Annotated in this window: 25 protein-coding genes and 1 pseudogene; 13 read left to right on the top strand and 13 right to left on the bottom strand. The window is 37.8% G+C overall.

The genetic code is table 11. The annotated features are described in order from the left end of the window. Positions 1-68 precede the first annotated feature (68 nt). A complete protein-coding gene (locus tag CXF71_RS04705; RefSeq protein ID WP_101231824.1) occupies positions 69-1,052 on the top strand; it encodes a WD40 repeat domain-containing protein in 984 nt (327 codons plus the stop codon). After that, positions 1,034-1,303: a SlyX family protein gene (locus CXF71_RS04700; RefSeq protein ID WP_101231823.1), complete on the top strand. Its 270-nt coding sequence runs from the start codon at positions 1,034-1,036 to the stop codon at positions 1,301-1,303. The genes CXF71_RS04705 and CXF71_RS04700 overlap by 19 nt, the downstream gene beginning before the upstream one ends. 146 nt (positions 1,304-1,449) lie before the next feature. Here the strand turns inward: CXF71_RS04700 and CXF71_RS04695 are convergent, their stop codons facing one another. Continuing rightward, complete coding sequence (locus CXF71_RS04695; RefSeq protein ID WP_101231822.1) at positions 1,450-1,653, bottom strand: YheV family putative zinc ribbon protein; 204 nt, start codon at positions 1,651-1,653, stop codon at positions 1,450-1,452. 201 nt (positions 1,654-1,854) lie between these two features. Between CXF71_RS04695 and CXF71_RS04690 the strand changes: the two genes are divergently transcribed. The 6 genes and pseudogenes from CXF71_RS04690 (at position 1,855) to CXF71_RS04670 (ending at position 5,898) form a co-directional block, all read left to right on the top strand. Beyond that, positions 1,855-3,780 carry an ATP-binding cassette domain-containing protein gene (locus CXF71_RS04690; RefSeq protein ID WP_101231821.1) on the top strand — a complete coding sequence of 642 codons (1,926 nt, stop codon included), beginning with the start codon at positions 1,855-1,857 and terminating at the stop codon, positions 3,778-3,780. A 57-nt stretch (positions 3,781-3,837) separates the two neighbouring features. Further along, a complete protein-coding gene (locus CXF71_RS04685; protein ID WP_101231820.1) occupies positions 3,838-4,578 on the top strand; it encodes a tetratricopeptide repeat protein in 741 nt (246 codons plus the stop codon). A gap of 77 nt (positions 4,579-4,655) precedes the next feature. Further along, on the top strand, positions 4,656-4,793 hold the full coding sequence (locus CXF71_RS04680; RefSeq protein WP_101231819.1) for a DUF3149 domain-containing protein: 138 nt from the start codon (positions 4,656-4,658) through the stop codon (positions 4,791-4,793). Positions 4,794-4,981: 188 nt separating this feature from the next. Continuing rightward, positions 4,982-5,209 (top strand): annotated as a pseudogene (locus CXF71_RS21915) (flagellin); the annotation flags it as partial. A gap of 6 nt (positions 5,210-5,215) precedes the next feature. Next, positions 5,216-5,590, top strand: coding sequence for a flagellin (locus CXF71_RS21910; RefSeq protein ID WP_442871916.1), 375 nt, complete (start codon positions 5,216-5,218; stop codon positions 5,588-5,590). Positions 5,591-5,652: 62 nt separating this feature from the next. Then, on the top strand, positions 5,653-5,898 hold the full coding sequence (locus CXF71_RS04670; protein ID WP_101231908.1) for a YheU family protein: 246 nt from the start codon (positions 5,653-5,655) through the stop codon (positions 5,896-5,898). 102 nt (positions 5,899-6,000) lie between these two features. On the opposite strand, the gene CXF71_RS04665 is transcribed toward CXF71_RS04670, so the two are convergent. From CXF71_RS04665 to nudE, 3 genes are all read right to left on the bottom strand, one after another. Continuing rightward, on the bottom strand, positions 6,001-6,801 hold the full coding sequence (locus CXF71_RS04665) for a DUF1338 domain-containing protein (protein WP_101231817.1): 801 nt from the start codon (positions 6,799-6,801) through the stop codon (positions 6,001-6,003). Positions 6,802-7,263: 462 nt separating this feature from the next. Next, positions 7,264-8,085 (bottom strand): 3'(2'),5'-bisphosphate nucleotidase CysQ, encoded by an 822-nt coding sequence (gene cysQ / locus CXF71_RS04660; protein ID WP_101231816.1) that lies wholly within the window; start codon positions 8,083-8,085, stop codon positions 7,264-7,266. A 47-nt stretch (positions 8,086-8,132) separates the two neighbouring features. Next, on the bottom strand, positions 8,133-8,684 hold the full coding sequence (gene nudE / locus CXF71_RS04655) for an ADP compounds hydrolase NudE (protein ID WP_101231815.1): 552 nt from the start codon (positions 8,682-8,684) through the stop codon (positions 8,133-8,135). 125 nt (positions 8,685-8,809) lie between these two features. Here nudE and yrfG point away from each other — a divergent pair, with 125 nt between their 5' ends. Next, positions 8,810-9,487 (top strand): GMP/IMP nucleotidase, encoded by a 678-nt coding sequence (yrfG, locus tag CXF71_RS04650; protein WP_101231814.1) that lies wholly within the window; start codon positions 8,810-8,812, stop codon positions 9,485-9,487. Positions 9,488-9,611: 124 nt separating this feature from the next. On the opposite strand, the gene CXF71_RS04645 is transcribed toward yrfG, so the two are convergent. Continuing rightward, complete coding sequence (locus CXF71_RS04645) at positions 9,612-10,574, bottom strand: phospholipase A (protein WP_101231813.1); 963 nt, start codon at positions 10,572-10,574, stop codon at positions 9,612-9,614. 116 nt (positions 10,575-10,690) lie between these two features. Between CXF71_RS04645 and CXF71_RS04640 the strand changes: the two genes are divergently transcribed. Next, complete coding sequence (locus CXF71_RS04640) at positions 10,691-11,860, top strand: BamA/TamA family outer membrane protein (protein WP_157826692.1); 1,170 nt, start codon at positions 10,691-10,693, stop codon at positions 11,858-11,860. Between the two features lie 95 nt (positions 11,861-11,955). On the opposite strand, the gene CXF71_RS04635 is transcribed toward CXF71_RS04640, so the two are convergent. Further along, complete coding sequence (locus CXF71_RS04635; protein WP_101231811.1) at positions 11,956-12,714, bottom strand: hypothetical protein; 759 nt, start codon at positions 12,712-12,714, stop codon at positions 11,956-11,958. A 74-nt stretch (positions 12,715-12,788) separates the two neighbouring features. Beyond that, positions 12,789-13,370 (bottom strand): DUF4136 domain-containing protein, encoded by a 582-nt coding sequence (locus CXF71_RS04630; protein WP_101231810.1) that lies wholly within the window; start codon positions 13,368-13,370, stop codon positions 12,789-12,791. Positions 13,371-13,538: 168 nt separating this feature from the next. Here CXF71_RS04630 and CXF71_RS04625 point away from each other — a divergent pair, with 168 nt between their 5' ends. Together CXF71_RS04625 and CXF71_RS04620 are read left to right on the top strand one after the other, a co-directional pair. Continuing rightward, a complete protein-coding gene (locus CXF71_RS04625) occupies positions 13,539-14,483 on the top strand; it encodes a LysR family transcriptional regulator (protein ID WP_101231809.1) in 945 nt (314 codons plus the stop codon). A gap of 91 nt (positions 14,484-14,574) precedes the next feature. Beyond that, positions 14,575-15,765, top strand: coding sequence for a BamA/TamA family outer membrane protein (locus tag CXF71_RS04620; RefSeq protein WP_101231808.1), 1,191 nt, complete (start codon positions 14,575-14,577; stop codon positions 15,763-15,765). A 411-nt stretch (positions 15,766-16,176) separates the two neighbouring features. On the opposite strand, the gene rplI is transcribed toward CXF71_RS04620, so the two are convergent. From rplI to CXF71_RS04590, 6 genes are all read right to left on the bottom strand, one after another. Then, the gene (gene rplI / locus CXF71_RS04615) at positions 16,177-16,629 is read right to left on the bottom strand and encodes a 50S ribosomal protein L9 (protein ID WP_101231807.1); all 453 of its coding nucleotides are present in this window, start codon (positions 16,627-16,629) and stop codon (positions 16,177-16,179) included. A 17-nt stretch (positions 16,630-16,646) separates the two neighbouring features. Next, a complete protein-coding gene (rpsR, locus tag CXF71_RS04610; protein ID WP_011041278.1) occupies positions 16,647-16,874 on the bottom strand; it encodes a 30S ribosomal protein S18 in 228 nt (75 codons plus the stop codon). Positions 16,875-16,928: 54 nt separating this feature from the next. Continuing rightward, on the bottom strand, positions 16,929-17,216 hold the full coding sequence (priB, locus tag CXF71_RS04605) for a primosomal replication protein N (protein WP_232771381.1): 288 nt from the start codon (positions 17,214-17,216) through the stop codon (positions 16,929-16,931). Between the two features lie 33 nt (positions 17,217-17,249). Further along, positions 17,250-17,681, bottom strand: a complete 432-nt coding sequence (rpsF, locus tag CXF71_RS04600; RefSeq protein WP_101231805.1) for a 30S ribosomal protein S6 — start codon at positions 17,679-17,681, stop codon at positions 17,250-17,252. A 181-nt stretch (positions 17,682-17,862) separates the two neighbouring features. Next, positions 17,863-19,218: a hypothetical protein gene (locus CXF71_RS04595; RefSeq protein WP_101231804.1), complete on the bottom strand. Its 1,356-nt coding sequence runs from the start codon at positions 19,216-19,218 to the stop codon at positions 17,863-17,865. A 140-nt stretch (positions 19,219-19,358) separates the two neighbouring features. Beyond that, positions 19,359-20,435 carry an acyltransferase family protein gene (locus CXF71_RS04590; RefSeq protein ID WP_101231803.1) on the bottom strand — a complete coding sequence of 359 codons (1,077 nt, stop codon included), beginning with the start codon at positions 20,433-20,435 and terminating at the stop codon, positions 19,359-19,361. 249 nt (positions 20,436-20,684) lie between these two features. On the opposite strand from CXF71_RS04590, the gene CXF71_RS04585 reads away from it, so the two are divergent. Next, positions 20,685-21,125 carry a transcriptional repressor gene (locus CXF71_RS04585; RefSeq protein WP_101231802.1) on the top strand — a complete coding sequence of 147 codons (441 nt, stop codon included), beginning with the start codon at positions 20,685-20,687 and terminating at the stop codon, positions 21,123-21,125. Positions 21,126-21,238 lie beyond the last annotated feature (113 nt).

Genomic DNA, 21,238 nt, shown 5'->3' with positions numbered 1-21,238 from the left:
AACAGTAAACAATTTCAAAAAAGAACTTATACTAACGATAAATGCGCAAATAAAAAAGTATTAATATTTTGTTAAATTGTAATTGGATTTTTCCAGTCATTTTATTGACCACACTCGCGGCTTGTAAGCCGATTACGCAAGAGCCATTACAGCGCTGGCAACAGTCTGCACAAGGCGCTTATGCTGGTCAGATTTCTAGCGACGCCAAATTCTCAGTAGTCTCGTCTATCCATCATGGTTTGAGTGTTTGGGATTTAACTAAAAATGAGCGTATTTATAACTGGGCACAAGAACAAAATACCAGCGACAATTTAGTACTCTCCATTGATATAAGTGACAATGCTAGTCATGTACTGACGGCTAATAGAGATAACTTTGCCCTATGGAACTTGCAATCAGGTAAATCGGAAGGTTATTGGCAAGTGCGCGAATCCCACATTAGAGATATAGCAATAAGTAATGGTGGTGATTACTTACTTATTGGAAAAAGCAACGGTACCGTGGTACATGTTGCCGTTGATACCGGAAGACGACTAGAATTTTTGGGCCACAAAGAGAAAATAAATTCGGTAGATATGCTACCTAATGGCCGTGTTGCTATCTCTGGTGGTAATGATTTTACTGCCTATGTTTGGGATACTCAATCAGGGCAAGTAGTTTATCAATTTAACCATAGTTCACGCGTGTCGAAAGTGGCACTAGATGCCAAAGGTCGTTATGCCTTCTCTGCCGACAGTATGAAAGCTGCGTATATTTGGGACTTAAAAACTGGTAAACGAATTAGTAGCCTGCAAGGTACAAAACGTCATGAGGTTTTCAGTACTGTCCGTTTTTCTCCTGATGGAAAAACATTAATCACTGGCGCTGCGACCAGAAAGGTCAGCGTTTGGGATATTGCCTCCGGTAAACGCCTGTCACACTGGTTTGTTACGCCTAAAGAAGCAAAAAGACCTACAGGAGCAGTTGTGTATAGTGTCGCATTTGGCGATAATAACGATCTATTAACGATAAGCTCATCAGGATATGTTGAATCATGGCCAATAACGAAATAACTTTAAGTGCTCACAGCATCAATGCCAACTATGTTCAACGGCTCGAAGAGCGTGTTGATGATTTAGAATCACGTAATGTTTTTCAAGACGATGTGATTGATCAATTAAGTGAAGAATTAGCAGCACATCAGCATGAAATTTCCGAGCTAAAACATCAAATTCAATTAGTCGCTAATCGTATCAAAGATGTTGGTAGCTTATCGAGTGACAATGAGAATGACAATATTGAGCCACCACCGCCGCACTACTAACTGATACCCATTCTATTAAGCATAAATCACAATAATGTGATTTGAGGCGGTCTGGTTTAACTAGAAATAAAGAGCACGCAGTTGATGACTATCAATGAGTGCTTTTAATACGCTAATTAGGTAATACCTTAAAAAAACTCATGTTATCAAGGTTTAAATACACCTATAACCTGCTCATTCTCACGAACAACCTTTTCAACATGTGCTTCCGTTTGTACCATTTGCTCTCCACAGCTCACACAGGTCGCTTTTTCAACACCGTTCTCTTTGGTCAGTGCCATAGTGTCCATTGCTTTACATTTAGGGCAGACTGCGCCAGCGATAAATCTCTTTTTTAGGGCTTTGTTCATAGTTTTTACTACTTATTATTAGGCTCTGTTGTTCTTTGTTGATTGTTTTTTCAACAGGAAAGGTCTACAGGCTCGACATTAAATCCAGAATTATCGTTATTTTACCTTGAATAGTGGTCATAGGAAAAGCGACAATGCATCAGCATTTTTTTAGTGGGTATTATCTCTGTCTCACTATGCCATTTTCCCGAGGAAATACCATTGATTATCGCCACAGACTTAAGTTTAGATAGAGGGGCTAAAAACCTTATAAAATCATCTAGCTTTACCATACATCCTAACCATAAGGTTGGCTTAGTAGGCAGTAATGGCTGTGGGAAATCATCTCTTTTCGCCGCTCTATTAGGTGATTTATCTCCTGACTCGGGCGATTTAGCTTTACCGTCAAGCTGGGATATTGCCACGGTAAAACAAGAAACCCCTTCGTTAGAACAAACCGCCCTTGATTACGTGATGGATGGCGATAAAGAGTTTCGCCAGTTAGAGCAACAGCTTGAGCAAGCACGTATTGCTGATAACGGTAACCTTGAAGCCACCATTATCAATAAAATAGATACCATCAGTGGCTACAGTTTACCGGCTCGCGCTGGCGAGTTATTGCATGGTTTAGGTTTTTTACAGTCACAACTTGATAACCCAGTGAAAGACTTTTCTGGTGGTTGGCGCATGCGCTTAAACTTAGCCCAAGCACTAATATCTCGTGCAGACTTGTTATTACTCGATGAACCAACCAACCATTTAGATTTAGATGCGGTTATTTGGCTACAACGCTGGTTAAAGCGCTTCACTGGCACTTTAGTACTCATTTCACATGATCGTGACTTTCTGGATACGGTTATTGGTCAAATATTACATATTGAGCACCAGCGCGCTAAATTGTATAGCGGCAACTATACCGCTTTTGAACGTCAACGCCGCGAACATTTAGCGCAGCAAGACGCACAATATCAAAAACAGCAAAAAGAAGCAGCGCATCTAACCGCTTTTGTTGATCGCTTTCGCGCGAAAGCAAGTAAAGCTAAACAAGCACAAAGTCGATTGAAGCGTTTAGAAAAATTACCTGATTTAGCACCTGCGCATGTTGATAGCCAATTTACCTTCACCTTTGCAGAGCCTGAAAGTTTACCTTATCCGCTGTTATCACTGAATGAAAGTCAGTGTGGTTATCCTAAATCTGACCATGGTGAACAGGCTATTATTTTAGATGACGTTGGTTTAACGTTAATACCTGGTAGTCGCATTGGTTTGTTAGGAAGAAATGGTGCCGGTAAATCAACGTTAATTAAATCTCTTGCAGGAGAGCTTGCTTTACTTAGTGGTCAACGTTACTGCGCACAAGATTTAACCGTAGGTTATTTTTCTCAGCATCAATTAGAGCAATTGCATGCTCCATCAAGCCCTGTAGATCATATTTTACGTGCTAAACCTGCTTTAGGTGAACCACAAGCCCGTACCTTCTTAGGAAAATTTGGTTTTAGTGGTGACCAAGCGTTATCAAAAGTTTCGACCATGTCCGGTGGTGAAAAAGCGCGTTTAGTACTGGCTTTAATTGTGTTAGAAAAACCACAGTTATTACTACTTGACGAACCAACCAACCATTTAGATTTAGAAATGCGCCAAGCATTGGTGATGGCATTACAAGACTTTGGCGGCGCTATCATTTTGATTGCTCATGATAGGTTCTTATTAGAGTCATGTGTTGATGAGTTTTATCTTGTTGCCAACGGCCGAGTGAGTGATTTTAGCGGCGATATTGATGATTACCAGCAATGGCTTAATGATGATAAAAAACAAGCGGTAAAATCAATCAAAACCGATCAGCAAAGTGGTGATAAAGGTTTAGACAAAAAACAACTTCGCCAACAGCAAGCTGAACTAAGAAAAAAATCTGGCCCTTTACGTAAAGAAGCTGATAAATTAGAGAAAAAGGTGCATCAGTGGCAAGAACAACTAACTATACTTGAAGCTTTATTAAGTGACAGTGATATTTACCAAGCAGAACGTAAAGCTGAATTAACTGACTTACTAAAAAAACAAGCTAAATTAAAAGGTGATATTGAAGAAAATGAAATGCTTTGGCTTGAACTAGCAGAGCAAATTGAAGAGATGATGTCAGCCACTGATTGATTTTTCACCTACACTTAGATCGACTAATCGATAGTTACCGCCAGAAGAGGAAATATTATGCCTACTAAAATATTACTGTTTACCCTAGCACTGCTAAGCAGTTTCTCAGTATTGAGCCAAGGTACTGACCTTGAACAGGGGATTTATGAATTAAATAGAGGAGAATTCAAAGCAGCCATTGAGCAATTTCGCCCACTAGTGATTGAAGGTTACGCTCCTGCTCAGTATCAAATGGCTTTGATCTATCAGCACGGTTATTCGGTAAGTAAGGATGGGATGAAAGCATTCGAGTTATTTAAACTTGCCGCTGATCAAAGTTATCCCGATGCACAATTTGAACTGGCCTTAATTTACTCAGAAGGTAAGTTAGTAAAACAAGACCTAAACAAAGCGTTTGACCTGACCCATAAAGCGGCGAACAAAGATTTAGCCAGTGCACAATTTAATTTAGCAGTGATGTACGCAAACGGCACAGGTGTAAAGCAAGATGACTTTAAAGCTTCACGCTGGTACAAAAATGCGGCAAATCAAAACTATGCACTTGCTCAATTTAATTTAGCGTTACTGTATAGTGAAGGTAAAGGGGTAGAGAAAAGCACAGACTTGTCTTATATATGGAATACCATTGCTGCATGGAATGGTTATGCCAACGCAGAAAAGAGTCTGACAATGGACGCCCGTGACTTGTCTCAGAGAATGATTGAAGAAAATACAGAAAAGGCCAATAAAATCTATCAAAAAATTATAGATCAACAAGAGAACAAAGCAAAAATGGCAGAAAAGCAGCGCTTCTATTGATCTAAATCAGTTTAGTCATTGAGCGACTTAATTACACTAGGTATATAAAAATGACTTAGTAAATTATGGAGCTCAATATGAACTTATTATCAATGTTAATCAATGACCCTGTTGTGATGTTTTCTTTTGGCGGTATAGCCATTATGCTGGGAATTTGTGCCTTTTATCTTTATTATTTTATTACGCACATTCAAGAGGATAGCAAAAAACATTAAATAAGTACGCTTATATCGACTAAATTGTACTCTCCTTATAACGGCTAAATAGTGATATATTGCTATACTTCTAATAGTAATATTCCAATTTAGTCTGTTAAGGTCTCGTTATGTTGTCGATAAATCAGCCCTCAGCCAATTTAAGCTTTATTGATAAGCTCAGTCATCAACGTGAAGAACAAGCTGAAAAACTCGCGTCTGGAAAACGTATCAATAAAGCCGCAGATGATGCCGCAGGCCTACAGATTTCGAATCGACTTACCAGTGACATTAATCAAAATCAACAACTCAGCTTTAATGCACAAGACCAAGCGAATACCAATAATGTTGAAGCGGGTGCTTTATCCGCAATTAATGAAGGTTTATTGCGGGCTCAAGAACTATCAATTCAATCAGGTAATCCCCTCTATAGTAATGAGGTCATTCAAGGTGAATTAGACCAAATTACCGAACAAATAAATACTCTTGCTAGTGATGTTCTCGGACAAGACAACTTTATTAGTGGTCTAGGTGCTAGTGACCCAAGCGCTACTCAAGCAATACTTCAAGATACCTCAACGTTAGTCAATGATAGTGCCAGTGCTTTAGGGGCAGAATCCAATGCCCTTGCTAGTCAAGTAGCCACCTACCAAACCAGTGTTATCAATGTTAGTGCTTCTCGATCACGTATTGAAGATACTGACTATGCTATAGCCTCAAGCAAACAAGAACAAAATGAAGTGCTTTTACAGAGCGCTATCATCACTAAAAAGAATGATGAAGACCGTAAAGGCTTACTCTTTAATAAATTAGTTTAGAGTAATAATGTCATTCAACGTTACAATGGCTGTTCATTATTTAAATGCCTGAAGATCCCTTTATGATTATCCCTTTAGAACAACTATCACATGAAACATTAACCGCGATTATTGAAGACTTTATTTTACGTGAAGGGACTGAATATGGCGCTGAAGAGGTGAGTAAAGAGGCTAAAATTGCACAAGTAAAAAAACAACTTGAACAAGGTAATGCAGTCTTGGTTTATTCTGAACTTCATGAAAGTATCAATATATTGCCTAGTGATCAATTTCAAGCTGGAATGGAAGAGCAACTTCAATTTATATAGACGAATAGCCCATCATTAAAAAAGCCAGTGACTTAGCACTGGCTTAATAATTTAATACAACAATCACTCTACTATTAAAAGTCTAATGAATAGTAGAAACCTCTACCCTTTAGCATTTGTGCTATCAAAAATCTTATCTGCTGATGCCGCTACAAAGCCAGTGTATAGTTCACCGTTAGCCAATGGATAACGTTTAGCAAACTCATAGAAACAACTTGGGATTTCCATCGTTTTATCAGAAAAATCTACCGGCGCTTTATCAGCAAGTGTCGATGATTGCTCTAATTTCACAACTTCATCACCTTTGATTTCACCACCATTGGTATTAAGTGCGTAACCCGCTTCTTTTAGCGTAGCATTAACTACTTCTATATCGTCGTAGTTAGCTAAGTGATTAATGCTCACAGTAAAGTGATTTGCACGGTAACCCCATGCTGCTAACCATGCTGCATATTCACTAACATTTAATAGCGTTTCATAGTCTTGTGAACTAATTTCCCAAAGACGGCCTGAGTAAAGAAAATCGGCACGATCACTAACATCTTCAGGTAATTGAGCAATTAAACCCGCGATGATTTCTTGTACTTCACTAGAGAATTCTTCAACACGCAGCTCACTAATAAACACCTTAGGCATAGTACTATCTGTGTGCTCAAAATGTTTCGCGTCAAGTTTTTTTGCCGAGAAATCGTATTGACCACATTCTGTATAACCTAAAGCCAAAAGTCCTTTAGCTAATTGCGCTAAGTTAATTTTAGGGTGATTAAAGGTACGGTAAGCAACATGATCATTAATAACATCATTGCCATTACCTAACAATTGGTGAATTTTTTTTGCTGACGGAGTCACACTGAGATATTGTTGCCAGATCTCATTGAAAAGTGTGGTTACTTGCGCTGCCATGGTTTTTCCTCTTACTTATTGAGTAGTTTGAATAAAATAATACTAATTGAATATTTATGGTTTATTGCTCAGGCTATTAACATTACAGGTACTGGTAAAATTAATAGCTGAAAAAACAGCAGATAGCAAAATGGTCGGAAAAATAGCAAAGAGATATTTTGGCTGACAGCATAAGCTATCTACCAAGAATTTAGATTTGATCGATACTTTTAAAGAAGCAAGGACGATGCCCTGCTTGATGGTGAGATATATGATTTTTTAATACGTTTGATAACATAGCTAAACACAATTACCTAATCATGATAGTACGGGAAGTTGCCGTTCAGCTCACTTCGATGAATAGTGCTAATTTAGCACAAATCTTATGCAAAACGAACTACTTCGTGTCACGGTAGTTTAACCGCTCATTAATTAACATTTCTTAACGTTAATTAGGGTGAGAGCTTTGAGTTTAGCTAATTGTTATTCATATGTTTTTCTGTGTGCTTTAATTATTTTTTGCCAAGTGAAGTCTCTTGAACCTAAACTCAGAAAATCGGGATTAACTAAACTTTCACGTTTATTGTAACTTAACGGGTTAAACTCACTGTCGATAATATCACCACCGGCTAGCTCTAAAATACATTGGCTAGCCCCCGTATCCCACTCACCTGTAGCGCCTATACGTAAATAACAATCGGCCCCACCTTCTGCAATAAGACAATTTTTTAAAGAGCAACTTCCCAAGGCAACATAATCATAATCGTAATCCTCATTTAAATATTGCCCCATGAGTGCAAGTTCTTGACGACGACTTATTGCGACTTTAATACGTCGTTTTTCTTGATATTCCGCCACACGAATTGCATGACTGGCCTGACTGTTATCTTTGAAAGCACCAAGATTCTTTTGCCCATAATAAGTGAGGCAGTGATCTGGAGCGTGAATAACACCCAGTGTAGGCCAACCATTTTCAACAAGGGCAATATTTACTGCAAAATCACCACTACCAATAATAAATTCACCCGTGCCATCAATGGGATCAAGTAACCAGTAACGAGACCAATTTTTTCGCTCACTAAACGGCACCGTGCCAACTTCTTCTGAAATAATAGGTATATCGGGTGTCAGTGTTTTAAGCTGGTCCATTAATATATCGTTTGATGCTATATCAGCACTGGTTACAGGACTTTCATCCGCTTTGGTTTCTTCAGTATAGTTTCCCTGACGATAATATTTCATTACTTCTACGCCAGCTTTTTTTGCGCTTTCTAAAGCAATGTTCAGTAATTTATCTTGGCTCATCGTTATACCTCTTTCATCGTGCTTTGGTACTTTCAATTTATTGAATGTTAATTTTCAAGAAGATCTCGTACTAACATTAATGCTGCAATACTACGAGCTTCGGTAAAATCTGTTTGCTGTAGTAGTTCTTTATAGTCTTTAATTGGCCAATAAACCACTTCTAATGGCTCTGGCTCATCACCTTCAAGCTTTGAGCTATAAAGCTGTTTAGCTAAAAAAATAGTCATTTTGGCATCAAAAAAAGCGGGTGCCATCATCAGTTCTGTCATTCGAAGCAACTGCTCACTACCATAACCAATCTCTTCTTGCAGCTCTCTATTGGCAGCCTGCTCAGCAAGCTCACCTTGGTCAATAAGCCCTTTAGGGAAACCTAATAAATAACTATGTGTACCTGCACAATATTCACGTACCAATAATAAGGTCTCATCATCAATCATAGGCACTATCATCACAGCCCCACGACCAGAGCCCATCATGCGCTCATATTGCCTTTGTTCACCATTATTAAAGGTGAGATCAATTTGTTCAATACCAAAGAGTGCACTTTTAGCAACTTGTCGGCGGTTTGTTATGATAGGTAATTGATTTTTATCAGCCATAATATAACTACATTCGTTAATTATTTATCTTTATATATCACTATAATGACACGATAAACAATACTTTTGGAATAGCTAAATGTTAATATTTATTGCACTGAAATATATATTGAGGAAAGACTAATATGGCAGACATTAATTGGTCGGAAATTTCTACCGTTTTAATTGATATGGATGGAACAATTTTAGATTTACATTTTGATAATCACTTTTGGTTAGAACACCTACCTTTACGTTACAGTGAAAAAATGTCGATCTCACTTGAAGCTGCAAAAGCCAAGCTTAAAACTGATTACTTAGCTGTTGTGGGTACTATTGAATGGTATTGTCTCGATTACTGGTCTGCACAAACAAAAATGCCCATCAAAGCGCTTAAACGTGAAATACAACACCTCATCCAATTACGCAGCGATGCCAAAAACTTTTTATTAGCGCTAAAAGAAAGTGGTCGAGATATTGTTATGGTGACAAATGCTCACCCTGATGCTCTGTCACTTAAAATTGAACGCACTCAATTAGATCAATATTTTGATACGCTATACTCTACCCATGAATTTGGCGTCAGCAAAGAGTCCCAGTTATTATGGCAACGTCTACAAGCTAAACATGGCTTTGAGTGTGATAAAACACTCTTTATCGATGATAGTTTAGAGATACTCAAGTCTGCCCAAAAATTCGGGATTAAACATTTATTAGCTGTTGCTAATCCAGACAGTAAAAAAGCAGTTAATGTTATTAATGATTTCCCTGCGGTGACTAACTTTAACTTATTAGTTGATCAGCTGGACGCACATAGAAAGTAAAGTAAAGTAAAGTAACTATCGTTTTTCAAGAACTTCTTTAGCTTTTTTTACGCTAAAAAATGATACAAAAAAGGCTGTTACTCAATGAGTAACAGCCTTTATCGTTCCAATATCAAAATTTTTCTTAAAACATTTCGGTTAATGCTATGCCAATACCAAAGGTTTGCTGTGAATGGTTATAATCAATTAAACTTTCGCCATAACCTTTGGTGTATTGAAAGTAACCTTTTAACTTACCTGATAAGGGGAAAGTAATGCCTAACTCCATGCCACCGTTATGGGTTTTAAAATTTTGACGACCAACAAAAGAAAATTCAACACTTTCCCATTGATATAGAACAGTCAAATCAAAGTGTCCCATATAATCAGAAATATCAATATTGTCATTGCCAGATTCAGTCGGTGTGGTTTCTTTACTTCCTTCAGGAATTTTCCACCAAGGGCGAAGTGATACCGCATAATTATCTTTGGCAAAAGTAAAAGTGTAATACAAACGATTCCAGCTACGCGATAACATTTGTGTACGGCCATTAGATTGGTGTTCAAAACCAATGACCATATTTGTTTGCCCACCTAGAGGCTGCCATGATAATGGTGCAGTATAAAACAACTCTGGTTGATAGTTAGTCTCTCTAAACGGGCGTGATAATTCTTGGTTATACAGTTGCCACCACGATTGCAAGGTGAAGCCGAAATAAAAACTATCACCTGACGTAAATAAATCGTCTTTTGTTAAAGGGACTTTTACACTGAATTGAAATTTTGCTTCAAAACTTTGTATATCTTCACCCCACTGACCTATACCATCATAGACTTCTCTATTCATGTTATCTGATACGCTCAGCGGCAATAAGTAAGTCATTTTATGTGGTGTCAACACATAAGGGTTAAATCCAGATTCTTTTTCTGAGGCTAACTTCTGAAAATAAGCAGATGTTGGAATTGATTCATTACTCGTTGATGTTTCTTCAACTTTTACTTTATTTGTTACTTCAACCGCTTTATTTTTTTCCTCATTGGCATGAGTTAAAAGGCTGGAGAATAATAAACAGGTGGCTAATAAGTTAACAAGGTATGATTTTTTCATAGACAAGGTTTGGTTCAAGGTACATAGTTGTTTAAAGTTGTTTACAATTTTAAACTGTTTGGAAACTTATAGCATTATTTTATATGCCATTGACTACAATACCGCTAAAAATCATTATGATTAAACTCTTCTTATTAATAGTTTCTTTGCTATCTTTTTTTGTTCACGCCGATAATGAACAAAGAAAAAGTAGCACCAGCAGCGCCTCTTATGGCGTAAGTAATATTATTCCTGAATGGACGCCAGATCTACGAGACGAAGAAATCAAATTAAAAGCACAAAAAGGTGACTTCATTGCGGTGCCCATTCCGGTAGTTGATCCAACTATTGGAACGGGTCTGGTAGTCGCTGGCGCTTATTACCATAGTCAAAGTGCAGGCGAGCGAGCGAGCCAACCTGCCTCGGCCACACAAGTGGTTGCTGCTTACACTAACAATGATAGTTATGCCTACGGTTTAATTCAGAAGAATTACTGGCAACAAGATACATGGCGGTTTGTTAGCACTGCTGCCTACGTAGCGCTAAAGTTAACGTTAATTGATAGCCAATACTCAGAAGATGGTAGCCAGCTGGATTGGAATATTGAAGGTACATTAATTAAATCCGAATTATTGCGCAGGTTTGATGAAAATTGGTACCTTGGCGGCCAAATTAGGTTAATTAACAATAAACAAACCTTTTCAGGTAAAGTTGAAGGCGAAGCGTTTGATCAAGCCAATGATCCTGACACTAAAGAAGATTCTGATATTGCAAAGGCCAATGGTTTAGGTTTACTAGTGCAATATGATAGCCGAGATAGCCAAACCAATCCTTATAAAGGGCAACGATTTGAGTTCGATGCCTTACTTAACAGCACATCTATTGGCAGTACAAAAACCTATCAATCATTTAACTTACGTTATCGTTATTACCATCAACTCGCCAACCCCCTTGTACTCTCTTTAGAAACGAAGGGTTGTGCTAAGTCAGGGCACGCACCTCTTTGGGATTATTGTACTATTGGTTTACGAGGATTTTCAGCAACCAGTTACCTCGACAAAACATCATTTTCAGCGCAAAGCGAACTTAGGTGGCGCGCATGGCACGACCTTGGTTTAGTCGCTTTTGCTGGCATTGGTTATAACGCCCGTTCTATTGCCCAATTAGGCGACAATAACAGCGTTAATAGCTATGGTTTAGGCCTACGTTATATGTTACTAGAGTCTCAACGCATAAATTTTCGTGTCGATTATGCTCGTTCTGGTGATGACAATGCCTTATATGTTTCAGTTGCGGAGGCATTTTAAAAAGGATAATAAAACGAAGGTATTATCATTGTTATATAATGATTTTGAGCACCTAATTTGAAGGACAAGCTTACACACTGAAGTTGAAATAAAAGTTAAAAATTAAAAGTTAGTCCAATAATTGGACCATGAGTGGTAGTGTCATATTGAAAATACCCTATTGTTGCCATGTTATTTACATTTTCATAATCAACCCATGTGGCTTTATACTTCATATCTAAAGTCATTAGTTTACTTATTTCGTAAGTAATACCCGCTTCAACAGTAGAAGTAAAGTCCGCAGACAAACCAAAACCACCAAGATCAGCCCTGGCAATATAGTTCCAGCTATTGTTAATTTTACCGGTAACTCTCATACCTACAACGACATCAAGCCAATCTTCCTTAACGCTAACGTTCGTACTTCTATCCGGTGTAATATTAGCATCCATAGTTAAACTGATATCATTATCCCACCAACGTACACCCGCAAAATAATCTACCGTATATCCCCCATACTGCATTCGATATAAGCCAAGTGATTCCAATACTCCTTGTCTCAGAGCAATATGTACCATGCCATCACGATTATTAGTGACTTTGTTACTTAAGTCCATAAAGCCGTAATCCATAACAACACCCCACCCGGCTTTATGGTGAGCTTCGAAATGTAACATAGCAGCCATATCTAAATTATCTAGAATGGTGCTGAAATCAACATCAACAGGGGCACCTACCACTCGACCTATGCTGGCATTACCTTGTATTTGAGTTGCCATCAGGTAAGGCTCAAACTGAAACGCCCAGTCACTCGCACTTACACTTACAGAAAATGAAACAGCGAGGGCTGTAGATATTATGGATAGTTTATTCATGCAAAGTCCTTTCTAGATAACAATTTATTTACCGCTGTGTAGATAAGAGTAGACCAACCGCTGTACATTGCTATTTAACCTAAAGGTAATTGTTTCATCATATCGCTAACGACCTTATTTATAGCTTGTTCACGCTCCGTCGCTGTTTCATATGATTTTAGTGGCTTGGTTAACATGCTACGATAAACGCTTTTATTGGTGTCATTATCAATGATATCTACCACCAAAGTACCTTCTACATAGTTACGGGTAGTAATATGGGTAACTCCACTGCCATTACCGTATCCGCAACGATAACAATTACTATAGCTACCACTGTAACTAGCATTCACTTTGACTTTATCTTTAGTGACAACAAAGTAGCTTACTAGTACATCAGCTTTTTCTGCACTAACTTCTTTAACATTATGCTGCTGCATTGATATATCTATTGCTGCATCGAATCGCCCTCTGTCGATATCACTGAACATAGGGTTTTTAAGTTGTTCATCACCAATAACGCTATAAGTATCAACTGTTGAAAAATCATATGAGTTACTTTGGTCTGTCTCTGGTGTATAACTACTCGAGCATGCGCCAAGTAATAATATGGATGATAAAGTAACTAATTTAGTAATATTGCTATTCATTTTGTTCACTGCTGTCAAATTTTTCATAATAACCTCTTGCTTGCAAAGAATGTCTAATGACTAGACCATGGAAAAAGTATATGACCATCCACCTATGTGTTCAAACAACTTATAATCATGATAATTATGCGCAATACGCATATTTAATGTAATGATGTATACTCTTACTACTACAGGGTATGGGGTAATAAATATATGGCTTTATTAGAGCAGAAGTTAGCACGGGTCGACCTCAATTTATTGGTCTCACTGAGTGTATTATTAAAAGAAAAAAATGTCAGTAGAGCTGCTGAGCGTCTTTATTTATCACAATCAGCCATGAGTAGAACCTTGCAACGCTTAAGAGATCTTTTCGAGGATCCACTCTTTCATCGAACCTCAACGGGTATAGTACCAACAGAAAAGGCACTTAACATTGAAGTGTTATTACCTGATTTATTACAGAAACTTGAATCAATACTGCATGATGAAGAATTTTCACCGCAGACGTGTGATAAACATTTTTCTATATCATTACCTTCGCTGACCAGTCATGCTATTTTCTTACCCTTAGTTCAGGCTATCAACAATGAAGCACCTGCAGTGCAATTATCTGAATACTCAGCAAAGGTGAGTTCAAATAAATCACTTGAATCAGGTTTTTTAGATTTTGCTATTCATGTTGAAAAGCCCAACGATACTGCTTTTATCGCTACTTCATTAGGAAAAGTATCATTATCGATTTTTGCGCGACAAACTCATCCTTTAGCTATACAACAAAAAACGACCTTAGCTGACTGTTTAGCTTATCGCTTTGTTGAATTAAATGTAAATGAAGACTCGGGAGTTATATTTACTAATCCTATTGATAGCATTTTACTTAAACAAGGCTTTAAGCGAGATATACAATTGAAAACAAGCCAGTTAAGTATCTTAGTTGAATTATTAAAATCATCTGATACCTTACTGATAGCCCCCAGTTTCTTTGCCAATTCTTCTGTTTATAAAGACGACCTCGTCAGTGTTTATCAATTCGACCAAGCAGAGAATAATATGGTGGAGCTATTTTTGTTGCAGCATAAGCGCACCTTAAATAGTGTCGCACATCAATGGTTGAGAGATAAAATACAGCAGTACACCTTGCAATCAATCATTTGTTAATCAATGATTTACAATACATCTCATTGTAACAACAAGCATCTCGCTCTGTCTTAGCATTAGAGATAACAGTAATATTATCAAAGAGTAAGCCATGACCCTATTAAAAAAAATTGCCACGTCTATTTGTCTCTCACTTTTATCAGCAAGTTCGCTTGCGGCTTCTGGGATTTTTACCGATCAGCTGGATGGAAATCTTGATGCTTCACGTTACCTTTCAGAAAATGCTTATGGTTTTTTACCTGTGCCTATTATCATTACCGATCCTTCAGTAGAAGGGGGTTTGGGCATGATGGGCTTGTTTTTTCATGAATCCGAAGAAGAACAAGCTACACGATTAAAAGCAATGCAGGATGAAAGCAATGATAAAGCATCGCACAGTTTAATGCCGCCAAGTATTTCTGCTGCATTAGCCGCTTATACAGGCAATGACTCTTACTTTGTCGGTGGTGGTCATCTTGGTTTTTTCAATAAGGGTGCAATTCGCTATATGGGTGGTGGTGGTTACGGCGATGTAAATATTGATTTTTATGGTTTTGGTGACGTTACCTTACCTAGGCCGATAGAAATAAATACTAAAGCAACAGCCATCATGCAAACATTGAAATTTAAACTCGGTGATAGTGCCTTTTATTTAGGACCACTGCATCGCTACATTGATGCACAAGTCAGTATTGGTAACCTTGATGAGCTTTTGCCCATAGAATATCAAGACGACTTCGCTAAAGTGCTTTCGACCAACATAGTGACTTCCGGTGCGGGCTTAACATTAGAATATGATTCAAGAGATAATTTCTTTTCGCCAACAGACGGCTTTAAATATGAGCTTAATTACCTTTGGTTTGATGACGCTATTGGCTCTGATATAGATTACACGCTAACTGAATTGACCGCCTTGAACTATTTTAAATTTACAGAACAGTGGCGTACCTCAATTAGAATTGAAGCTAACTATGTAGACTCTGAACAGGTATTACCGCCTTATGCAACACCGTATATTTCCATGCGTGGTATTCCAGCCGCGCGATACCAAGGCCAATCGGTTGCCATGTCTGAACTTGAAGTAGCCTATCGAATAAATTTACGTTGGGAAGTGAGTGCATTTGCAGGAATAGGAAAAGCTAGCGATAATTTTTCTGATTTCGCCGACAGTGAAAGCCGTGTTAGTAAAGGCGCGGGATTTCGCTACCTAATTGCTAGGCGTTACGATTTTAATATGGGGATAGATATTGCCAAAGGACCTGAAGATACAGTTTTTTATATCCAAGCTGGCTCTGCTTGGTAAATAACTGGTTATACCAAGTTGATTAAGTTCTTTCCCATTCAGCGAGAATTAAAAGGCTTAGAGGCAAGGCATTGATTGAAGATAATGGTTATTCCCTTATCAAAATCAATAACGCAGCATGTAAACCTTTTAAACTCGCCCTCTGGGAGCTTTCTCGATGTTCACTAACATCGTTAAGTTTATTTGATTTAGAATGACTAAACCGAAACAAATTTGCCTTGTTATTGAACATCGAGCAGAGCTCTGAGTTGGGAAGAAATTTAATCAAATTGGTATTAGAATAAACACAAGCGCTTGCGGCGCATTAACTATCAATAACGATTTATATAAAAATACAGATAAAAAAATACCGCAGCCTCTAGGAGAATGCGGTATTTTGTTTTATAACCTAAGCAATTGCTTAGCTATAAATTATGCTGCAGCGATAACTACAACTTTGATGCTAGTATCAACATCGTGATGTAAGTGAATTGCGATTTCGAATTCACCTGTTTCACGGATAGCACCTAATGGTAAACGTACTTCAGCTTTTGCAACTTCAACGCCAGCTTCAGTGATCGCATCAGCGATATCACGAGTACCAATAGAACCGAATAATTTACCTTCGTCACCAGATTTTGATGCGATTGTAACTTCAGCTAACTCAACAATTTTCGCTGCACGAGTTTGCGCTGTAGCTAATGTTTCAGCTAATTTAGCTTCGATATCAGCACGACGAGCTTCAAAGTGCTCAACGTTAGCTTGTGATGCAAATACTGCTTTACCTTGTGGTAATAAGTAGTTACGTGCATAACCTGATTTAACAGATACCTTGTCACCAAGGCCGCCTAATTTGGCGATTTTATCAAGAAGTATTACTTCCATTTTAAACCCCTATTAGCTTACTTATGTAAGTCGGTGTATGGTAACAATGACAAGTAACGAGCGCGTTTGATCGCACGAGTTAATTGACGTTGATATTTAGCAGCAGTACCAGTGATACGGCTAGGAACAATTTTACCACTTTCAGTGATATAATTTTTTAAAGTTGCAATATCTTTATAATCTATAGATGTTGCGCCTTCCGCTGTGAAGCGACAAAACTTACGACGTCTAAAAAAACGAGACATGGAGTTCTCCTAATGCGGTTTTATTTAATTAACGATTTCGTTAGTTAATAAAGCCTAATTAATCATTTCAATTTGCTGAGCATGTAATGCTAAAAGCGGATTCCCGTTTCTAGATTCGTGACGATTTATAAAACCTGTCACTTTTATTACATTACCCGCAACCAATTCACGAGTTAAGTGTGATAAATCACCTGTGGCAACTACCTGTATTCGAACAAAAGCTTGTCGATTCATGCCAGCTTCATTTTGTATAGACTTGTGGTCTATTGAAAACTGACTATGACTAATACCTGCAGGGCTGGTTGACTGTTTAGGGGTTCTCACCACCTCACCGATCAACACTAGGCAATTCTCTTGCGAGACAATCACAGATGACTATTCTTCGCTAGCAGCTTCTTCAGAATTCTCTTCAACAGAGTCTTCGTTAGCTTCAACTGGCGTAGCAGCAACATCATTCTTAACTTCGCGGCGATCGTCACGACGCTCTTCTTTAGCAGCAGCCATTGGCGATGCTTCAGTTACTGCATCTTTAGTACGCATAATCATGTTACGGATAACAACATCGTTATAACGGAAAGCAGTTTCAAGCTCATCAATAACTACTTGTGGCGCTTCAATGTTCATAAGAACATAGTGTGCTTTATGTAGTTTATTGATTGGGTATGCTAATTGGCGACGACCCCAGTCTTCAAGACGGTGGATTTTGCCTTCAGCAGCATTGATCAAGTCTGTGTAGCGCTGGATCATACCAGACACTTGTTCACTCTGATCAGGGTGAACCATAAATACGATTTCGTAATGACGCATTACGAGCTCCTTACGGTTGTAGTCTCATAATCTGGCTCAGCCAACACCAGTTGAGACAAGGAACAAAAGTTCAGGCTGAATTAAGGAGGCGTATTGTAGGGAAAGTGGCCAGTAAAAGCAAGCAATAACTAAGTGATACTGACTTGCATAGGGAACAATAGACTGCACCCTAGCAGTTCAGCTATTTTATTGGTTCGATATTGACTATTTCTGAGCGATTTAAAGTAATTTTAAAACGCTGTAAAGATTCTTCACCCTGACAGCTATGGCGTAAAATAAGGTTAATTTGATAACGTCGTTCTACCGCTTGATTTGATATTTTTTGCCCTTCTAAGCTATATAGTCGACCCGCCCCTTTTTTCAGAAAACGAACAAAGGGCGTTAAATTAAAAAATGTTTGTTGCTGAATTTCATCATAGCCAGGTAAGAACTCTTTAGCCATTACCTTATTATCGCAGCGAAAATGCAATAATTGGGCATCCTGTTTATTTTGCTGTCCGCGCAGCTGAAACATATCATTAACTTTTTCCGGTAAGTCTTTGTTTTTTATATATTCCAACCAAAGTATTTGACTCAAAATACGTTTTTTAGTGACGCTATGAGTAAAGAGATTTTGCCATTTTGGTCGACCTTTTTGAATTTTACGCCATATCAAGCTGGTTAAGTCTTCTTTAAAGGTTTCTCGTAGTCCATAAATAAGCCCTAAAAAAGCCACTAGAGCAACCGTGACTTCGGTAAAGTTAGTGCGTGCATTTAATACTAATAGCATGACAAAAGCCATGATGACGGCAGTAACAATGCCGCGGACAAAACGTTTCAAATTAACATTTAAGTAGCGAGTTTTCCGTTGAAAAACCACTCCATATTCTATTAAACGTTGTAAAAGGCGCATTTTATTAGTGATACGATTAGCATCATCAAGAGTAACTTGTGAGTTATATTTATTGTCAATGCGATATTCATTTTCACTTCGACATAAATTTAACAGCAGCTCTCTTTCCGCGGTAAATTCCGCACTTTTCGGGCCCTTGGTCAGTAATTTTAAGAAAGACTGCTCTATGTGCCAACTTAAATAGTTATCTGCATTCTCAAAAAATGAATTCAGTTTTTTATCTGAAGGGGTATATCGCCTTAATTTTTTGGTCAGCGTGATAGTTTGTTCTGCTAATTCAATCGCCGCAGGATAAAATTCTTCTGCCGCTTTTAATTTTAATGTTTGTTTGATATCTGCATCGAGTGCCTTCTTAACCTGATAGGAATATAAGTTAAGGTTTAATCGATAGTCACTTTGTCCACCTTTATTTTGGCTAATAAAGCGACTTCTCACTAATGGCAAGTGTAATTGAGCAGCGTAATAGGCGCTATGGTTTTTAATATTCGAGTAGAAAAATTCTTCTTCGTTTAGGGTGCTGGGGTTTATACCCATTTCAACCGGCAGTGAGAAGTACAAATCAATACGCTGATAGGCTTGCGGTAATAATCGGTGACTAACTTTAAAAGACAAGTTTTCATCTTGGCTGAGTTTAGCTTTATTCACTCTTAAAAACGACTCCTTATTTTTATGATGATTCATAATTAAAAATCATATGATAAGCATAACAAAAATAAGGTTTTTTGATAGTTTTTTTCAGCCCTTAATTTAGGTAAAAAATTAATCTTAATAGTTGAATATTACCATTATATTTTGATAAATATTTTGCGTTGATAAAGCTTTAACGAAACATACCAGAAAAATGCCACATGCGAAAAAGCAAAAATAAAAGAGGCTAATTTAGGTGCAAACACTTCACTCAGTTGTTGATATAACCATGCATACATGGAGACATCGCCAATATTAATGTTCAAGTACACTGTTACCACTAAAAATGACAACACATAGACAAATAGAGGGTTGGTGCCATAAACCAGTAAAGGCTCTGCTAATGTCACTTGCTTCATGATATCAATTAACCAGATAAATGCTGCCAGTAATAGACAAGCAAAACCGGTGGTATAAATGACATAAGACGGTGTCCATAACGACTTATTAATCGGTAAGACTAAACCCCATAATACACCAAAGCCTATCGCTAATCCCCCAATAAGCGTTAACTTAATAACGCTACTTCTTTTATCTTCAATACTGGTTAAATAACGCGTCAATTCAAAACCAAGCAGCATATTCACTATGGCTGGAATAGTACTTAATAACCCTTCTGGCTCAAAAGCAACACCACGCATGGTATACATGTGGTTAGCACCAAATACAGCTAAATCAAATTGGCGAATAATATTACCATCAATGGTTAAGGCTCCGTCTCCAACACTAAGCAGTAATGCCCAATAAGCTAACAAAATGATAGCTGATGCAATAAGTATACCTGTACGGTTAAAGATTAAAACTAAACAGGCTGCTACCGCGTAAGCAATACCGATACGTTGCAAGACGCCCATAATGCGCCAATCTTCAACATTAGTGGTAAATGGAATAACATTGAGCATAAAGCCAATAAGAAACATGATAAAGCCACGTTTAATTATTTTACTAAATTGCTCAGAACTGGCAGCGAAGTTACTTTTCTTGAAGGAAAAAAACATGGCGGAGCCAATAATAAATAGGAAAAACGGGAAAACTAAATCTGTAGGTGTTGCACCATTCCACTCTGCGTGTAATAAGGGAGTATATACATGCGACCATGTTCCTGGCGTATTCACTAAAATCATTAAAGCTATGGTAATGCCTCTAAAAGCATCGAGCGCGAGGTAACGAGTCATGTTAATTTCCTACCAAATTCTATTATTAGAAAAACCAGAAAGACAGCGCTGTCTTTCTGGTAAATATGCGTCATTGTAAGGTAAGGTTAAATAAATGGCGAATTGTTTATAACTAGATGCTTAAACACGACCTAGCAAACTATACTAGCTATATGAATACTCTAAGTTAAAAATATTTACGCCCCGATAAATAGCTATGATACACTGGAAAACTGATACGTTCTTAGACTAGAAATAACGAATAGCACCATGACGGCAGAATCCTTACTACAACAAGCACAACTCGTTTGCCAAAAAAAAGGCGCGCGTTTTACTAAAGTTAGAGAACAAGTTTTTTTGTTGTTGGCCAATCGTCAAGGAGCCGTTGGCGCCTATGATTTATTAGCCGAGCTGAAAGAGTTAGATGCTGCTGCAAAACCTGCGACTATTTATCGTGCTTTAGATTTCTTATCTAAGCAAGGTTTCGTCCATAAAATAGAATCAATTAATGCCTTTATCATGTGTCACCATTTCGGTGAATGTAATCACCCTGTACAACTCTTAATTTGCGATGAATGTGGTCATGTTGAAGAAATACAATCTAACAACTTTGATTTAGCTCTACGCACAATGGCAGACGCTAATGGCTTTACCATCAGTCATCAAATTGTTGAAGCACACGGTCGTTGTAAAAACTGTAATAAAGCTTAATCGCCCTCAAGTCCCGCCGTTAATCTTATTAATGCTACTTTTTATCGCAAATATTTCCCTTACAAGTAACAAGGTGTTTCTGATTATGGTATAAAACCCATATCAGTATTAAA

The organism is Colwellia sp. 12G3, from assembly GCF_002836775.1.
In the GTDB taxonomy this organism is placed as follows: Bacteria; Pseudomonadota; Gammaproteobacteria; order Enterobacterales; family Alteromonadaceae; genus Colwellia.
This window is presented reverse-complemented; position numbering and strand designations above follow the sequence as displayed.

Bases quoted from the DNA above. Each gene is read 5' to 3' on its own strand.
- CXF71_RS04635 (WP_101231811.1), bottom strand. From the start codon at position 12,714: ATGAATAAACTATCCATAATATCTACAGCCCTCGCTGTTTCATTTTCT.
- CXF71_RS04585 (WP_101231802.1), top strand. From the start codon at position 20,685: ATGACGGCAGAATCCTTACTACAACAAGCACAACTCGTTTGCCAAAAA.
- rpsF (WP_101231805.1), bottom strand. From the start codon at position 17,681: ATGCGTCATTACGAAATCGTATTTATGGTTCACCCTGATCAGAGTGAA.
- CXF71_RS04620 (WP_101231808.1), top strand. From the start codon at position 14,575: ATGACCCTATTAAAAAAAATTGCCACGTCTATTTGTCTCTCACTTTTA.
- CXF71_RS04630 (WP_101231810.1), bottom strand. From the start codon at position 13,370: ATGAAAAATTTGACAGCAGTGAACAAAATGAATAGCAATATTACTAAA.
- CXF71_RS04665 (WP_101231817.1), bottom strand. From the start codon at position 6,801: ATGGCAGCGCAAGTAACCACACTTTTCAATGAGATCTGGCAACAATAT.
- CXF71_RS04625 (WP_101231809.1), top strand. From the start codon at position 13,539: ATGGCTTTATTAGAGCAGAAGTTAGCACGGGTCGACCTCAATTTATTG.
- CXF71_RS04680 (WP_101231819.1), top strand. From the start codon at position 4,656: ATGAACTTATTATCAATGTTAATCAATGACCCTGTTGTGATGTTTTCT.
- CXF71_RS04670 (WP_101231908.1), top strand. From the start codon at position 5,653: ATGATTATCCCTTTAGAACAACTATCACATGAAACATTAACCGCGATT.
- nudE (WP_101231815.1), bottom strand. From the start codon at position 8,684: ATGGCTGATAAAAATCAATTACCTATCATAACAAACCGCCGACAAGTT.
- cysQ (WP_101231816.1), bottom strand. From the start codon at position 8,085: ATGAGCCAAGATAAATTACTGAACATTGCTTTAGAAAGCGCAAAAAAA.
- CXF71_RS04645 (WP_101231813.1), bottom strand. From the start codon at position 10,574: ATGAAAAAATCATACCTTGTTAACTTATTAGCCACCTGTTTATTATTC.
- CXF71_RS04640 (WP_157826692.1), top strand. From the start codon at position 10,691: ATGATTAAACTCTTCTTATTAATAGTTTCTTTGCTATCTTTTTTTGTT.
- CXF71_RS04700 (WP_101231823.1), top strand. From the start codon at position 1,034: ATGGCCAATAACGAAATAACTTTAAGTGCTCACAGCATCAATGCCAAC.
- CXF71_RS04695 (WP_101231822.1), bottom strand. From the start codon at position 1,653: ATGAACAAAGCCCTAAAAAAGAGATTTATCGCTGGCGCAGTCTGCCCT.
- CXF71_RS04685 (WP_101231820.1), top strand. From the start codon at position 3,838: ATGCCTACTAAAATATTACTGTTTACCCTAGCACTGCTAAGCAGTTTC.
- rplI (WP_101231807.1), bottom strand. From the start codon at position 16,629: ATGGAAGTAATACTTCTTGATAAAATCGCCAAATTAGGCGGCCTTGGT.
- yrfG (WP_101231814.1), top strand. From the start codon at position 8,810: ATGGCAGACATTAATTGGTCGGAAATTTCTACCGTTTTAATTGATATG.
- rpsR (WP_011041278.1), bottom strand. From the start codon at position 16,874: ATGTCTCGTTTTTTTAGACGTCGTAAGTTTTGTCGCTTCACAGCGGAA.
- CXF71_RS04590 (WP_101231803.1), bottom strand. From the start codon at position 20,435: ATGACTCGTTACCTCGCGCTCGATGCTTTTAGAGGCATTACCATAGCT.